Origin of the sequence: Bradyrhizobium sp. S3.12.5, assembly GCF_040548225.1 — a bacterium.
GTDB classification, from domain to species: Bacteria; Pseudomonadota; Alphaproteobacteria; order Rhizobiales; family Xanthobacteraceae; genus Bradyrhizobium; species Bradyrhizobium cytisi.
In genome coordinates this window covers 98,664-112,836 of the sequence record NZ_JBEPRF010000005.1, presented here as the reverse complement: position 1 = coordinate 112,836, position 14,173 = coordinate 98,664, and the positions used below count along the sequence as shown (strand labels likewise).

14 protein-coding genes are annotated in these 14,173 nt (G+C 64.0%); 4 read left to right on the top strand and 10 right to left on the bottom strand.

Annotation, left to right across the window (positions count from 1 at the left end):
* Positions 1–77 precede the first annotated feature (77 nt).
* Complete coding sequence (locus ABIC09_RS08460; RefSeq protein ID WP_354108992.1) at positions 78–386, top strand: DUF1476 domain-containing protein; 309 nt, start codon at positions 78–80, stop codon at positions 384–386.
* A gap of 99 nt (positions 387–485) precedes the next feature.
* Positions 486–1,937 carry an adenylosuccinate lyase gene (purB, locus tag ABIC09_RS08455; RefSeq protein WP_502917656.1) on the top strand — a complete coding sequence of 484 codons (1,452 nt, stop codon included), beginning with the start codon at positions 486–488 and terminating at the stop codon, positions 1,935–1,937.
* Between the two features lie 66 nt (positions 1,938–2,003).
* Here purB and cynS read toward each other — a convergent pair whose 3' ends face one another.
* From cynS to ABIC09_RS08435, 4 genes are all read right to left on the bottom strand, one after another.
* Positions 2,004–2,486 carry a cyanase gene (gene cynS / locus ABIC09_RS08450; RefSeq protein ID WP_354083903.1) on the bottom strand — a complete coding sequence of 161 codons (483 nt, stop codon included), beginning with the start codon at positions 2,484–2,486 and terminating at the stop codon, positions 2,004–2,006.
* Between the two features lie 15 nt (positions 2,487–2,501).
* Entirely contained in the window at positions 2,502–3,422 is a 921-nt protein-coding gene (locus tag ABIC09_RS08445; RefSeq protein ID WP_354108991.1) for an ABC transporter ATP-binding protein, read from the bottom strand.
* A 4-nt stretch (positions 3,423–3,426) separates the two neighbouring features.
* Positions 3,427–4,269, bottom strand: coding sequence for a nitrate ABC transporter permease (ntrB, locus tag ABIC09_RS08440; protein ID WP_354108990.1), 843 nt, complete (start codon positions 4,267–4,269; stop codon positions 3,427–3,429).
* 142 nt (positions 4,270–4,411) lie between these two features.
* Complete coding sequence (locus ABIC09_RS08435) at positions 4,412–5,794, bottom strand: CmpA/NrtA family ABC transporter substrate-binding protein (protein WP_354108989.1); 1,383 nt, start codon at positions 5,792–5,794, stop codon at positions 4,412–4,414.
* Positions 5,795–5,953: 159 nt separating this feature from the next.
* Here ABIC09_RS08435 and ABIC09_RS08430 point away from each other — a divergent pair, with 159 nt between their 5' ends.
* Complete coding sequence (locus ABIC09_RS08430) at positions 5,954–7,888, top strand: sigma 54-interacting transcriptional regulator (RefSeq protein WP_354108988.1); 1,935 nt, start codon at positions 5,954–5,956, stop codon at positions 7,886–7,888.
* 299 nt (positions 7,889–8,187) lie between these two features.
* Here the strand turns inward: ABIC09_RS08430 and ABIC09_RS08425 are convergent, their stop codons facing one another.
* The 3 genes from ABIC09_RS08425 to ABIC09_RS08415 are packed head-to-tail and all read right to left on the bottom strand — an operon-like array spanning position 8,188 to position 10,829.
* Entirely contained in the window at positions 8,188–9,066 is an 879-nt protein-coding gene (locus ABIC09_RS08425; protein WP_148751454.1) for a sulfurtransferase, read from the bottom strand.
* A 50-nt stretch (positions 9,067–9,116) separates the two neighbouring features.
* Positions 9,117–10,250, bottom strand: a complete 1,134-nt coding sequence (locus tag ABIC09_RS08420; protein WP_187434863.1) for an acyl-CoA dehydrogenase family protein — start codon at positions 10,248–10,250, stop codon at positions 9,117–9,119.
* A gap of 36 nt (positions 10,251–10,286) precedes the next feature.
* Positions 10,287–10,829, bottom strand: a complete 543-nt coding sequence (locus ABIC09_RS08415) for an OsmC family protein (RefSeq protein ID WP_354108987.1) — start codon at positions 10,827–10,829, stop codon at positions 10,287–10,289.
* Positions 10,830–11,075: 246 nt separating this feature from the next.
* On the opposite strand from ABIC09_RS08415, the gene ABIC09_RS08410 reads away from it, so the two are divergent.
* The gene (locus ABIC09_RS08410; protein ID WP_354108986.1) at positions 11,076–11,738 is read left to right on the top strand and encodes a TetR/AcrR family transcriptional regulator; all 663 of its coding nucleotides are present in this window, start codon (positions 11,076–11,078) and stop codon (positions 11,736–11,738) included.
* Here ABIC09_RS08410 and ABIC09_RS37415 read toward each other — a convergent pair.
* From ABIC09_RS37415 to ABIC09_RS08395, 3 genes are all read right to left on the bottom strand, one after another.
* On the bottom strand, positions 11,665–12,111 hold the full coding sequence (locus tag ABIC09_RS37415; protein ID WP_502917655.1) for a DUF7684 family protein: 447 nt from the start codon (positions 12,109–12,111) through the stop codon (positions 11,665–11,667). The genes ABIC09_RS08410 and ABIC09_RS37415 overlap by 74 nt on opposite strands.
* On the bottom strand, positions 12,112–12,420 hold the full coding sequence (locus tag ABIC09_RS08400; RefSeq protein WP_246229882.1) for a 1-deoxy-D-xylulose-5-phosphate synthase: 309 nt from the start codon (positions 12,418–12,420) through the stop codon (positions 12,112–12,114).
* Positions 12,421–12,875: 455 nt separating this feature from the next.
* Positions 12,876–14,084, bottom strand: coding sequence for a TrmJ/YjtD family RNA methyltransferase (locus ABIC09_RS08395; RefSeq protein WP_354108984.1), 1,209 nt, complete (start codon positions 14,082–14,084; stop codon positions 12,876–12,878).
* Positions 14,085–14,173: the final 89 nt, after the last annotated feature.

Here is a 14,173-nt window from a genome sequence, read left to right as displayed (position 1 = left end):
GCCCCCTATGTAGGCATGCGCAGGGCCCCTCGCAACGAGGGCGCCTCGTCCGGCGAGCTTAAGGAATTGGAAGACGCATGAGCGAATTCAACAAGCGCGAGGAAGGCTTTGAGAAGAAGTTTGCCCTCGACGAGGAGCAGAAATTCAGGGCGGAAGCCCGCCGTAACCGGCTGCTGGGGCTGTGGGCGGCCGAAAAGCTCGGAATATCAGGCGAAGCCGCTGCCGCGTATGCCAAGGAGGTGGTCGCGGCCGATTTCGAGGAGGCCGGCGACGGCGACGTCCTGCGCAAGGTCATGGCCGATTTCGCCGCCGGGAACGTCGCCGTCACCGAGCAGGCGATTCGCGCCAAGATGAGTGAGCTGATTGCGGTCGCGGCCACCGAGTGAAGGCTGGAAAATAGGCCCGCTGGGAGCGGCGAATGGCGAGGTAAACCCCGTTGGCCGCTCGCTCCATAACAGCTTGCGGCGAGCCCCGGGCAATGCCAAATGAGCGGCATGTCCCAGGATCACGCCCAAGATCACATCTCCAACGTCCTCGCCCAACGCTATGCCTCGCCCGCGATGCGCGCCATCTGGAGCGGCGAAGGCAAGGTTCGCCTCGAACGCGACTACTGGATCGCCGTGCTGAAAGGCCAGCGCGATCTCGGCATTCCCGTGCCCGATGGCGTGATCGAGGCTTACGAGCGCGTCAAGGACCAGGTCGACCTGGCCTCTATCATGCGGCGCGAGCGCATCACCCGCCACGACGTGAAGGCGCGGATCGAGGAGTTCTGCGAACTGGCCGGTCATGAGCACCTGCACAAGGGCATGACCAGCCGCGACCTCACCGAGAACGTGGAGCAGCTGCAGGTCTACCGCGGGCTGCAGCTCATCGAGACCAAGAGCATCGCCGCGCTCATTCGCTTTGCCGGGCATGCCAAGCAATTGCGCGACATGCCGTTCACGGCGCGCACGCACAACGTGGCCGCGCAGGTCACGACGCTCGGCAAGCGCATCGCGATGTTCGGCGAGGAGATGCTGATTGGGCATCAGAGCCTGGTCAACGTGCTCGACACCTATCCCGCACGCGGCCTGAAGGGCGCGGTCGGCACCCGGCTCGACCAGATCACGCTATTCAACGGCGATGCCGGCAAGGCCCGCGCGCTCGAGCAGCGCATTCTCGTCCACCTCGGCCTGCCCAGGAGTTTTGATGCGGTCGGCCAGGTCTATCCGCGCAGCCTCGACTTTCGCGCGGTCAGCGTGCTCGTCGAGCTCGCCAGCGGTCCCGGCAATTTCGCGAAGACCATTCGCCTCATGGCGGGCCACGAGCTCGCCAGCGAAGGTTTTGCCAAAGGCCAGGTCGGCTCGTCCGCGATGCCGCACAAGATGAACAGCCGCTCCTGCGAGCGCATCAACGGCCTGCATGTCGTGCTGAAGGGCTATCTCGCCATGGCCGCCGGCCTCGCCGGCGATCAATGGAACGAGGGCGACGTCTCCTGCTCGGTCGTCCGCCGCGTCATGCTGCCCGACGCCTTCCTCGCCATGGATGGCCTGCTCGAGACCCTGCTCTCCGTGCTCGACCAGATGGAAGTGTTCGACGCCGTCGTCGCGACCGAGCTCAACCGCTATCTGCCCTTCCTGCTGACCACCACGGTCATGATGGAAGCGGTGAAGAAGGGGGCCGGCCGCGAAGGCGCACACGAGGCGATCAAGGAGCACGCGGTTGCGGCCATCCGCGACCTGCGCACCGGCACGATCGTGCAGAACGACCTGCTGCAGCGCCTTGCCGCCGATCAGCGCCTCGGCTTGAGCGAAGCCGAGCTGCAGCGCGTGCTCGATCACGGCCGCGCCAATTCCGGCGATGCCGGCGCCCAGGTCGACTACTTCGCCGAGCAGGTTGACGCGCTGGCGAAGGCAAAGCCTGAAGCGGCCAAGTACACGCCGGGCGCGATCCTGTAGCGAATGGTGAGTGGCGAATAGCGAGTGGAAGATTCCATTCGCTACTCGCAATTCGCCATTCGCCCTCTATTCCTCCTTGAAGCCATATTCCGGCACATTGCCGCTGGCGCCGTAGTATTTGTACGGCAGGAACTTGCCCGACATCGTGATCTTGACGCGGTCGCCCTTCGGGTTCGCCACGCGCTCCATCACCATGTCGAAGTCGATCGCCGACATGATGCCGTCGCCGTACTCCTCCTCGATCAGCGCCTTCCACGCCGGCCCGTTCACCATGACCAGTTCGTAGAAACGATAGATCAAGGGATCGGTCGGCGGCATCGGCATGCCGCGCATCGGCGTCTCGTTGAGCATGGTGGTCTCGGACTTCGACAGGCCGAACAGTTCAGCGGCGTTCGCGGCTTGCGGCTTTGTCAATTTCATCTGGCCGAGGATCGCGCCTGTTATCAGCACCTCGGAATAGCCGCCGATCTTCTCGCAGATGTATTTCCAGCTCCAGCCCTTCTCGCGCTTGATGTCGAGCAGCTTTTCGGTGAGGTCTTCGCGTTTCATGTCAGGGTCTCCTTCTTAGGCAGTCAGTCCGGGACTGGTCCCGGGGGTCCGTGTCTGTTGTTGCTCATCGCTCGCCGCGATCGTCAGTCCGGGCTTGCCGATCTGCACCACCGGCACGTTGCGCGGATCGTGATCGGGCTTCTCGGTCGTAAAGGTCCTGCTGCGCGTCACCAGGAAGTCGATGATGTGGTTGCGCAGCGCATAGTAGAGCGGATGGCGGTGGAGGTCGGTGCGGCCGCGATCCTTCGGCAAGGGGTTTTCGACCACTTCCGCCAGCACCGCGCCCGGACCGTTGGTCATCAGGAAGATCTTGTCGGCGAGATAGATCGCCTCGTCGACGTCATGGGTGATCATGAACGCGGTCTGCCCGGTCTCCAGGCAAATCCGCCGCACCTCGTCCTGGAGCGTTCCGCGCGTCAGCGCGTCGAGCGCCGAGAACGGCTCGTCCATCAGCATCATCTTCGGCGTGATCGACAGCGCACGCGCGATGCCGACGCGCTGCTTCATGCCGCCTGACAGCTCCGACGGGCGCTTGTGCTCGGAACCGGTCAGGCCGACGAGATCGATGAAGGTCTGCGCATGCGCCTTGACCCTGGCGCGATCCCAGCGCCGCCATTTCGAGCTCACGGCATAGGCGACGTTGCCGAGCACCGTGCGCCAGGGCAGCAGCGCATGGCTCTGGAAGATCACGGCGCGGTCGAGGCTGGTGCCCGAAATCGCCTGGCCGTCGACGATGACGGCGCCTTCGCTCGGCGCATCGAGGCCGGCGAGGACGTTGAGCACTGTGGTCTTGCCGCAGCCGGAATGGCCGATCACGCAAGCGAACTCGCCGCGCGGCATCGACAGCCAGAGGTTCTCGAACACGGTGGTCGTAGCCCCACCCGCGCCCGGATAGCGCTTGGCGATGCCTTCGATGGAGATGAACTTGTCGGTCATGGCCCTACTCCGGAAACGTGACCATGCGCGTGAAGCGCGCGAGGATCTGGTCGAGCAGCATGCCGATGATCCCGATCAGCAGGATCGCGATGATGACGTTGGTGATCGAGAGGTTGTTCCACTCGTTCCAGACGAAGTAGCCGATGCCGGTGCCGCCGACCAGCATTTCGGCGGCGACGATCACGAGCCAGGCGATGCCGATCGAGATCCGCATGCCGGTCAGGATCGTCGGTGCCGCCGCCGGCAGGATCACGGTGAAGGCGCGCCTGAAGGTGCCGACTTCCAACGTGCGCGCGACGTTGATCCACTCCTTGCGCACACCCGCAACGCCGAACACGGTGTTGAGCAGCATCGGCCAGATCGAGCAGATGAAGATCACGAAGATCGCGGAGATCGAGGAATCCTTGATGGTGTAGAGCGCGAGCGGCATCCAGGCCAGCGGCGAGATCGGCTTCAACACCTGGATGAAGGGATCGAGCGCCTTGCTGAGCAGCGGCGACATGCCGATCAGGAAGCCGAGCGGAATGGCGACGAGCACGGCCAGGAGATAGCCGGTGCCGACGCGCGCGATCGAATAGCCGAGCTGGATACCGAGCCCCTTGTCGTTCGGCCCGTTGTCGTAGAACGGCCGCTTCAGATGCTCCCAGAGCTGGGCGCCAACGTCGACTGGCCCGGGCATCGCGGATTTGCCCTGTGTCGCCATGAGGCCCATCAGCTTGGCGTATTCCGGGTTCATCGCTGCGGTGGTGCCGGTCGAGCGCGTGGCGAGATGCCAGATGCCGAGGAACGCAGCGAGCAGCACGATTGAGACAACGCCGGCGCGCAGGCGAAGGGAGGATGTGGTCATCTCGCACTCCGCCGTGCCCCGGGCGCGGTGCGGCGCGAAGTGACGCGCCGCAGAACCGGGACCCATGCGGCTTCACTGGGTCCCGGCTCAGCGATGCACCACTGTGTGCTGCATCGCGTCCGGGACACGAGAGCGACGCCCCTCACGACGCCTTCCTGATCTTGAAGCTAGCGACATAATCCTCCGGCTTCGCCGGATCGAACGTCTTGCCCATCACCGCAAACGATTTGTAGCTGCCGGCGGGCGGCGTGAGGCCCATCTCGATCATCAGCTTCTTGGTGTCGGTGGCCAGATACACCTGCTCGGCGACCGCCTTGTAGTCGACATCGCCCTTGATCTGGCCCCAGCGCTTCATCTGCGTCAGCATCCACACCGCAAATGACTGCCACGGGAACGGATCGAAATCGACGCGCTTGGCATCGGTCTTCACGCCACCGAGGCCGTCGGCATAGGTGCCGGTCAGGACCTGCTCCAGCACCGTGACCGGCGCGTTGATGTAGTTGGCGGGCGCGATGGCTTCGGCGATCTGCTTGCGGTTCTCCGCCTTCGACGCGTAGGCGGTGGCATCGACGATGGCGCGGGTCAGCGCGGCAAAGCTGTTCGGCGCCGTCGTGATGAACTCGCGGCTGGCGGCGAAGCTGCAGCAGGGATGGCCGTCCCAGATCTCCTTCGACAGCAGGTGCATGAAGCCGACGCCGTCATAGATCGCGCGCTGGCAGACGTTGTCGGGCGCAAGGAACCCGTCGATGTTGTCCGCGCGCAGGTTCGCCACCATTTCCGGCGGCGGCACCGAGCGCAGTTGCACGTCGGTATCGGGATCGAGGCCATGCTCGGCGAGATAGTAGCGCAGCAGGTAATTGTGCATGGAGTAGTCGAAGGGGATGGCGAACTTCATGCCCTTCCAGTCCTTCGGGTCGCGCTTGTCCTTGTGCTTGGTCGCCAGCACGATGCCCTGCCCGTTGATGTTCTCGATCGCGGGGACGGCGAAGGGAATTGCGTTGGCACCCAAGCCCAGCGAGATCGCGATCGGCATCGGTGCCAGCATGTGGGCGGCGTCGTATTCCTTGTTGATGGTCTTGTCGCGGATCACCGCCCAGCCGGCGGTCTTGACCACATCGACGTTGAGGCCGTGCTTGGCATAGAAGCCAAGGGGAGCAGCCATGATGATCGGCGTAGCACAGGTGATCGGGATGAAGCCGACCTTGAGGTCCTTCTTCTCGGGCGTGCCGGCCTGCGCAAAGACCTCGGTCGCCGTCTTCAGCGGGAAGAATTGCGACAACGCGGCAAGTGCGGTCGAGGCCCCGACCGATTTCAGGAAGGCGCGCCGCGCCACATCCTGCGGAAACATCGCGCGCATCACGGCGGAGGCGACGACGCCTTCGTAACGTCTCTCCTCGCTCTCCGTCGGCTCGCAGCGCAGCGCCAGCGAGGCCTGATCATGCTCGGCGGCCGAACCGTGCTGGCCACAGGCACAGCCGGCCCGGAGGTTGCGATCGGGATCAAACGGATTGTCGAAAGTGGACATCGGACCTCCTGCGCGTCATTGCAGGATCAATTACGCAAGGCGCGTGCCACCGCTGTCGCTCGGGCCACCGCCTTGATGACACAGGGATTTCGCTCGCGGTTGGTCGCTACGAAAACTCGTGATATACGAAAACTCGTAATCAAATAACGAGATTTCGTAATGGCAACGACGCCAGCGCATGGCCGCGACGAAGCGGCCCAAAACCTCGATCTGCGTGCCGCAGCCTTCGAATCGTCCGTCGAGGCAACGCTGCTGGTCGATCCCTATGGCGACCAGATCATCGATGCCAATCCGGCCGCCTGCGCCCTGCTCGGCTACGACCGCGCTTTGCTGCGGCAAACCCGGGCCAGCACGCTACATGCGGGCCAGCTTCCGGCGCTGACCGTGTTCACCCAGGCGGTGCTGCACAAGGGCGCGTACTGGACCACCGCACTGACCCCGCGTCACGCCACGGGTCAGGAGCTCCGGCTGGAATATTCCGGCTGCCTCGTCAGCCATGATGACCGTATCCTGCTGCTGTTCACCCTCAACGATCTCGAAGCGCGCCGGCGGCGCAACGTGGACGCCGCCGCCGAAGACCACATGCGCAGCGGCATTGCGAGCTGGCAGCGGGTCGAGCGCGTCTTCCAGGACATCGAGCGCGAGAACCAGCTGATCCTGCGCGCCGCCGGCGAAGGCATCTATGGCGTCAATGCCGAAGGCAAGACCACCTTCGTCAACCCGGCGGCCGAGCGGATGCTCGGCTGGACCGCCGACGAGCTGGTCGGCAAGGAGATCCACCCGATCGTGCACCATACCCACCACGATGGCCGGCACTATCACAACCATGACTGCCCGATCTACGCGGCGTTCCGCGATGGCGCCGTGCACCAGGTGGACGGCGAGGTGTTCTGGCGCAAGGACGGCTCGCCGGCCTGGGTCGAATACACCTCGACCCCGATCCGGGACCGCGGCGTGGTGGTCGGCGCTGTCGTGGTATTTCGCGACGTCAGCCAGCGGCGCGAAGCCGACGAGAAGCTGCACGCCGCGCTCACCGAGGTCGATCGCCTGCGCGAGCGGCTCGAGCTGGAAAATGCCTATCTTCAGGAGGAAATCCGCATCGAGACCAATCCCCGCGGCATCATCGGTCGAAGCGAGGTGGTCCAGCAGACGCTGCGCCAGGTCAAGCTGGTGGCGCCGACCACGGCTGCCGTGATGATCACCGGCGAATCCGGCACCGGCAAGGAGCTGATCGCGCGCGCCATCCATGAGGATTCCACCCGCAGCGACCGGCCGCTGATCCGCGTCAACTGCGCCGCGATCCCGCGCGAATTGTTCGAGAGCGAGTTTTTCGGCCACGTCCGCGGCGCCTTCACCGGCGCAACCCGCGACCGCATCGGCCGCTTCGAGCTTGCCGATGGCGGTACGCTGTTTCTCGACGAGGTCGGCGAGATCCCGCTCGAATTGCAAGGCAAGCTGCTGCGAGTGTTGCAGGAAGGCAATTTCGAGCGCGTCGGCCAGGAACGCACGCGCACCGTGGACGTCCGCGTGATCGCCGCGACCAATCGTGACTTGAAGCAGGAGGTGCAACGCGGCCGTTTCCGCGAGGACCTCTATTTCCGCCTCAACGTATTCCCGATCGAGACCGTGCCGCTGCGCGAGCGGCGCGAGGACATTCCCCTGCTCGCCCAGCACTTCCTGACGCGCGAGAGCAAGGCGCTGAAATCCAATTTGCGCTTGTCGGAGGGCGATGCAAGGCGCCTGACCCGCTACGACTGGCCCGGCAACGTCCGCGAATTGCAGAACGTGATCGAGCGCGCCGCGATCCTGTCGCAGAACGGACGCCTGCGCATCGACCTGCCCGATCCTTCCGGCGCACCGCCCACGCCCGGTGCGGCGCGCCAGAAGACCGATGCCCGGCCGGCGGTCATGACCTCCTCGGAGATGCGCGACCACGAGCGCACCAATATCCTCGCCGCGCTCGAAGCCTGCGCCGGAAAAGTCTTCGGCTCCGGCGGCGCGGCCGAGCTGCTCGACCTCAAGCCGACCACGCTGGCCTCGCGGATCAAGGCGCTGGGGATCGCGCCTCGTCCGCGTGCGGGCTTGAACGGCTAGAGAATGGTGAGACTGGAGCCGGACGATGCGTCGAGGTTCACCTCTCCTTATGGGAGAAACGGTACTGAGTGTGGCTAGATAGCTGGAGTGCGTCGGATTGAGCGAGATGCACGTTGATGCGCCCTCGCCCCTTGTGGGAGAGGCAGCGACGCTGGTAGACCCAGGCTCACTTGGGTGAGGGGTCTGTCTCCGCGAGTCCGACGCCAATCGGAATCGCGGAAAGAGACCCCTCATCCGGCGCTCCGCGCCACCTTCTCCCACAAGCGGAGAAGGGGACCGAGCGCGCGGCAGGCACACGCTCACGCCGCCTTGGTCGTGACCTCCGCTGCAATCGGCAGGCCCTGCTCGATCGGCAGCGACGGATCGCGCGACCATTCGTTCCAGGAGCCGAAATACATCCGTACGTCCTTCACGCCGGCGTTCTTGAGCGCCAGGAACGTGTTCGAGGCGCGGGCGCCCTTGAAGCAATAGAGATAGACCGGCGTCGTCTGCGCGATGCCGACGGTGGCGCATTCCGCCAGAATCTCGTCCTTGGACTTGAAGCGCGGTCCCTCGGCGGTCGGCTTCATCATGCGGTACCATTCCAGCCAGACAGCGCCGGGAATGCGGCCCTTGCGCGGGCAGAAATCCTTGCCGTAGGGCGAGGAGCTGTCGCCGATCCACTCGTCGACGTCACGCACGTCCAGGATGGCGATGCCGGGCTTCCCGACGGCGCCAAGCATGGTCTTCGCGTCGATCAGGATCTCGCCAGCTTCCGGTACGATCGAGAACGAGGCTTTCGCCGGCGTCGGCACATCCTTCGTCACCGGGAAGCCCGCGGCCGACCACGCGTCGAAGCCGCCATGCAGCACCTTCACTTTGGGATAGCCGAGCATGGTGAGAAGATAATAGCCGCGACAGGACTGGCCGAAGCCGGAGTTCATCGACTGCTCGTAGATGACCGCCGTCTCTTTGCCGGACAAACCGGCAGCTCCGAAGGCGTCGGCGAATTTCGTCTTCAGCTCGGCCATGCCTTCAGGGGTCGAGGTCGCAAGAAACGTGAAGATCTCATGTACATTGACGGCGTTGGGAAGATGCCCGGCGGCATAGGCGTCGGGATTGCGCGTGTCGACGATGACACACGGCTCTAGCTTCAAGAGATCGGCAAGTTCGACGGCACTCATCAGAACGTCAGTCATGGTAGCCTCTCCGTTGAGGTTCAGTGGACGTGGGGGTGGACTCGTGAGACTCAGGAATCGGCGAGCATCTTGCGCAGCTGCTTGGTGGCAGGCGTGACGATCGCGACGAAATAGGCCTCGCGCAGGCGCCGCTGCGCGCGGTGGCTCTTGAGGTAGCCGCGCGCGCCACAATGCAGCATCGCGGCATGCGCAGCCGCGACACTGGCGTCGCCCGCGCGCAAGCGCAGCGCGATCACCTTGCGCCAGTAGGTCTCCTCCTCGTTGTAGGGATCGCGCGCCAGCGCCATGGTCTCCGCCTCGAGCTCGGCGGCGAGCTCGCCGAACTGCACCGGCTGCTGCGGCAGATAGCGGTTGATGTGGCCGAGCGGGCCACCGACCTCGTCCATGATCTTGATGCAGTCCCTGATGAGGCCGAGCGCCATGCCGGCCTGGAGCAAAATGAAGCCGGCGCGGATCTTCTTCACGAAAGGCGCGGCGGGATCGGCGAGGATCAGCTCGTCCGGCACGAAGACGTCGCGGAACTGCACGCCATAGGTGCCGGTGCCGTCCATCGCGAGAAACGGCTTGCACGGCGTCAGCGTGATCGCAGGATCGGAGCAGTCCGCCAAAAACATCACCTGGCCCGGCTCGCCACTTGCGATGCCCGGCTCGCCCTCGCGCTCGAAGATGGTCCCGAAATAATGATCGGGGCCGAGATTGGAGACCCAAGGCAGCGCGCCGCGCACGATATAGCCGCCATCGACCTTGCGCCCTTTCAGCTTCAATCTCTCGATGCCGAAAAAGCTCTTCATCGGATTGGAGAGCCCGGTGCCGCCGAGCACGCGGCCGGTGGAGAAGCCGTCGCCAAAACGTTTTGCCAGCTTCAGATTGGTCGAGTTGCCGGCGTACCAGACCAGCGTGTTCTGGCACCAGGCCATGAACGCCGTGGCACCGCAGACCTCGCCGATCGCCGCCATCGCCTGGATCGCGCAGCGCAAGTCCGCAGGTCCCTCGGGGGGCATGTGACTGCCCCATGCGCCGACCTCGCCGAATTTGCGCATCACGTCGGCCGGATAGACCGAACCGTCGTCGATACCCATGGCGAGCGGGGCGAGCTGCTCGCGCGCAATCCGCGCCACCTCGCCTGCAATGGAAGGTGCGGGCTGATCCGAAGCTTCGACCCGCGATAGTGCCAGTGAACCCATGATCGTCTCCCGCACCTGATGTCCTGTTGCCGTCGGCTAAAGACCGACCTCGAGATTGACCGGGCGGGTGAAGGTGTTGGCGACCGGCGACCATTTCTTCACATGGGCCACCAGGGCGTTGATCTCCTCCTGCGCGATGCCCTCGCACGCCATGTCGACCTTGACGCGGACATCAGTGAAGCCGACTGGCTTGTCGGAGACATCGCCGGTGCCCCACACTGCGGTGATATTGAGGTCGCCCTCGAGCTCGAGCTCGAGCTTGTTGACGATCCAGCCACGATGCACGGCATTGGCGTGCAGGCCGACAGCGAGGCAGGAGCCGAGCGCGGCGAGCGAGGCTTCCGACGGATTGGGCGCGGTGTCGTCACCCAAAAGGCCCGGCGGCTCGTCGACGATATAGGGCGGCAGATTGCGGATATAGTTGGCGTGGCGGAATTTTCCTTCCGCGACCGTCTTGCACTTCAAGGTCTTGACGACCTTTGGATTGGCCTTGCCGCTCGCAATCAATTGCTCGAGGCCATTCTTGTCGATGGGCGCGAGGCACCCCGTCAGCACTGTCTTCTGAACGACGGCAGTCATCATCTTCTCCCTGGCAGAAGTGGAAATCGGCAGGATACCGAACGGTCTGTTTCCTTGCATGGAGCGTGCCACAGCTGGGCCAAACCGAAACGCGAAGCATTGGAGCCGCTTAGCCGACGCTGCCCGTGGATTGATCAGCCGCCCTTTGCTTAAAGGCGATGCAGATGAGCTTTCCCGTGCGAATCTTTTCAGCGCGGAACAGATGCGCCTTGCTGACGCGGCGTCGCTGCAGGTAAGTTTGGACTCATGGCCAAGTCCTTACTCAACAAGACGTCCTCGAAGAAGACCTCGCCTCACGCCGGCGCGGGCGAAGACGAATCAGCGCGCGGGCGGCTGCTCAGCGCCGCGACGCATCTGTTCTGCAAGAACGGAATCAACGCCACCGGCATCGATGCGATCATCGAGGAAGCTGGCACGGCGAAGACCACGCTCTACAAGCTGTTCGGCTCGAAAACCAATCTCGTCAACGCGGTGCTGGAGAGCGAAGGCAAGCAGTGGCGCGAATGGTTCATCGGCGCCATGGAAGAAGGCGGTGGCGACGCGCGGGCGAAACTGACGCGCATCTTCCCGGCGCTGAAGAGCTGGTTCGCGGAAGAGCGCTTCTACGGCTGCCCCTTCATCAACGCCGTCGGCGAGCACGACAAGGACGCCAAGCAATTCCGCAACATCGCGATGAAGCACAAGAAGATCGTGCTCGGCCATATCGAGAAGCTCGCCGGCGAGCTCGGCTCGAGCGAGCCAGCCGTGCTGGCGCATCAGCTCGGGCTCTTGATCGACGGCGCCATCGTCGCGGCCATGATCTCGCGCGATCCGGGCGTCGCGGATACGGCAGCGCTCACGGCAGGTCCCCTGCTCGGCCAGTCCAGGCCGAAGAAGAAGCGCGCGGCGGATCAGTTGGAGGCGGTGTGATCTCGTAGGGTGGGCAAAGGCGCAAAGCGCCGTGCCCACCATTTCTGCCTCGGTTGATCGGTCGAGGATTGGTGGGCACGCTTCGAGACTGGGCAAGAATCTCGCGGTTACGCTGCGATTCAGGCCAGCAACCGGCGAACTCCAAAACCTCTTCCACCGTCTCATTCGCGTGAGAGGTGGTCGTAACAAAGCGCGTGTCATCCGACCCGTCGCCTACCACGAGTTCATCGATGATGTTCTCTATCCGCGCCGCGCCTTCTCCAGCGACTGCGATAAGAGCGACGTTGTCGCAAAGGCACTGCTCGACGAAGGCATCCAATAGGTCTTCGTTCGATATTGGCAGTTGGAGAATGACCCTTGACGCATAGCTCATCTAATTCTCGGCGGCGTGGTGAAATCGCTCTCCCCTGATTTGGCGCCAGTATTCTTCGGCAACGTCGGGGTCGATTTCGATTGGCGCGGAGCTTTCAGGATCGAGGCGATCCTTGCCGTCTTTTCGCGGACCTGAAATCCAAAACCTCTCTCCGGTTTCAACGTCAAAGTAGTTTGCCTTGAAGCCGCTACCTTTCAGGCTTTGGAAAGTGCGTCCTCCATAGCTGATAGACTTGCCCGTCTTCGAGAATGTGACGCGGCCGATCCGTGCCAGTCCATTCAGCGAACTAGATTTATCCTCGATGTACATGATGCGTGTTTTCGGCATCCTTGGACCTAGCGTGCGGAGGCATACGAGAGACAAATCAGCTGCCCAACGGACAATCAATAATAATTGTCGAGCGCGAATACAACTCGAAGAGCTTTGTCAGTTAAGCAACCGTAACCGCATTCATGTCAGTTGTTGATCTCTCGCAGGCCCTGCAATGCAAGTCGTCCCTCTCCCCTTCCGAGGCAAAGCTATCGCATATGACAGCGGGAGGCTGCCGCACGAGCTCGGCCTGCATGGTTCGAGACGCCCGCTTTGGCGGGCTCCTCACCATGAGGGTCAGATATCGCGCCGCAAAACGCGACCTCATCCTGAGGGCCCGCCGCAGGCGGGCATCTCGAAGGATGGCCGCAGGCGAGTTTCCAGCCACGTTTTTCTTCATATGCGATAGCCCTGCCTCCCGAGGGGGGTAGAGCGGACAAAGCCTAGGCTACCACCTACGAGGCGCTCGATCCTTCAGCGATCATGCTCTCGAGCCGCACCAGCTCCGCCTCGAGATCCCGCTCCACATCAGCGGCCCGGATCTCCAGCACGCGATAATCGCGCGCCTCCAGCCACGCCCGCCGCGAGGCGCGATCCGCCGCGATGGTCTCGCCCTCGCCCGGGTTGACCAGCTCGATCGCGATCCGGTGCGGGAACGAGACGAAGTCCGGGATGTGGCGGCCGACCGGAGTCTGGCGCTTGAACCCTCCTGCGAAACGCCGATCGCGGGTCAGCGCCTGCCAGAGCAGGCGTTCGGCATCGGTCGGATTGCGACGGAGCAGGCGCGCGAGACCGCGCACCGTCGAGCCGCTGTCGGGCACGCCGGCGCCCTGCCCATGCTCGGCCAGCAGCGCGCGCAGGCGCGTGGCCTGCTCGCCGTCGAGCACGCCGCCCTTGGCAGGGCCCTTGCGCCCCTCCGCAATCGCCATCACCACACCGTGCAGGGTGTGCATGTCCTGCTTGGTCGGCTCCATGCGGGTGAAGATGTTGCGCAGATTGACCAGCATGGTGTCGCGCTTCTCCGCCGGGCGTAAAAATTCGACCCGGTCGAGCTCGCGGATGAGGTTGTCGAAGAAGGCCTGCATCTGGTGCTGCGAGGCGCGCTCGGAGCGCTCCGGCATGGCGTGCGGCAGCTCGCCGGATGTCGCCCGCTTGAACCATTCGTAGCCTACCAGCAGCACGGCCTGGGCGAGGTTGAGCGAGGCGAAGCCCGGATTGACCGGGAAGGTGATGATGCGGTTGGCGAGCCCGACCTCCTCGTTGGTCAGGCCCCAGCGCTCCCGGCCGAACAGGATGCCGGCCTTGCCCCCGGTGGCGACGTGCCCCGAGATCTCGCTAGCTGCGGCTTCCGGCCCCACCACCGGCTTGGCCTGGTCATGGGGACGCGCGCTCGTGGCGAACAGCAGGTCGAGATCGGCGACGGCCTCGCCGACGGTCTCGAACAATTCGACCTTTTCCAGAATGTAGTCGGCGCCGGCGGCGGCCCGCTGGGCCGCGATGTTGGGCCAGCCGTCGCGGGGGTTGACGATACGTAAAGCGCTCAGCGCAAAATTGCCCATGGCGCGCGCGGCCATGCCGATGTTTTCGCCAAGCTGCGGCTCGACCAGGATCACGATGGGACCGTCGAGGGCGAGGCCCGCCTTGGTCTTGTCAGTGCCCGACATCTCGTTTCGCTTTCACATTGTCTCTCCAAGGCCTTGGAGAGACGTTCTTCAGGAATAGATTCAAGGCCGGCCGCCGACCGGCACGGCCT

What these genes read in the sequence shown, in the direction of transcription:
- cynS (WP_354083903.1), bottom strand. Translation starts at nt 2,486, where the DNA reads ATGAAACGCGAAGACCTCACCGAAAAGCTGCTCGACATCAAGCGCGAG.
- ABIC09_RS37415 (WP_502917655.1), bottom strand. Translation starts at nt 12,111, where the DNA reads ATGAGCTATGCGTCAAGGGTCATTCTCCAACTGCCAATATCGAACGAA.
- ABIC09_RS08400 (WP_246229882.1), bottom strand. Translation starts at nt 12,420, where the DNA reads ATGTACATCGAGGATAAATCTAGTTCGCTGAATGGACTGGCACGGATC.
- ABIC09_RS08445 (WP_354108991.1), bottom strand. Translation starts at nt 3,422, where the DNA reads ATGACCGACAAGTTCATCTCCATCGAAGGCATCGCCAAGCGCTATCCG.
- ABIC09_RS08420 (WP_187434863.1), bottom strand. Translation starts at nt 10,250, where the DNA reads ATGGGTTCACTGGCACTATCGCGGGTCGAAGCTTCGGATCAGCCCGCA.
- ntrB (WP_354108990.1), bottom strand. Translation starts at nt 4,269, where the DNA reads ATGACCACATCCTCCCTTCGCCTGCGCGCCGGCGTTGTCTCAATCGTG.
- ABIC09_RS08425 (WP_148751454.1), bottom strand. Translation starts at nt 9,066, where the DNA reads ATGACTGACGTTCTGATGAGTGCCGTCGAACTTGCCGATCTCTTGAAG.
- purB (WP_502917656.1), top strand. Translation starts at nt 486, where the DNA reads ATGAGCGGCATGTCCCAGGATCACGCCCAAGATCACATCTCCAACGTC.
- ABIC09_RS08410 (WP_354108986.1), top strand. Translation starts at nt 11,076, where the DNA reads ATGGCCAAGTCCTTACTCAACAAGACGTCCTCGAAGAAGACCTCGCCT.
- ABIC09_RS08460 (WP_354108992.1), top strand. Translation starts at nt 78, where the DNA reads ATGAGCGAATTCAACAAGCGCGAGGAAGGCTTTGAGAAGAAGTTTGCC.
- ABIC09_RS08430 (WP_354108988.1), top strand. Translation starts at nt 5,954, where the DNA reads ATGGCAACGACGCCAGCGCATGGCCGCGACGAAGCGGCCCAAAACCTC.
- ABIC09_RS08395 (WP_354108984.1), bottom strand. Translation starts at nt 14,084, where the DNA reads ATGTCGGGCACTGACAAGACCAAGGCGGGCCTCGCCCTCGACGGTCCC.
- ABIC09_RS08435 (WP_354108989.1), bottom strand. Translation starts at nt 5,794, where the DNA reads ATGTCCACTTTCGACAATCCGTTTGATCCCGATCGCAACCTCCGGGCC.
- ABIC09_RS08415 (WP_354108987.1), bottom strand. Translation starts at nt 10,829, where the DNA reads ATGACTGCCGTCGTTCAGAAGACAGTGCTGACGGGGTGCCTCGCGCCC.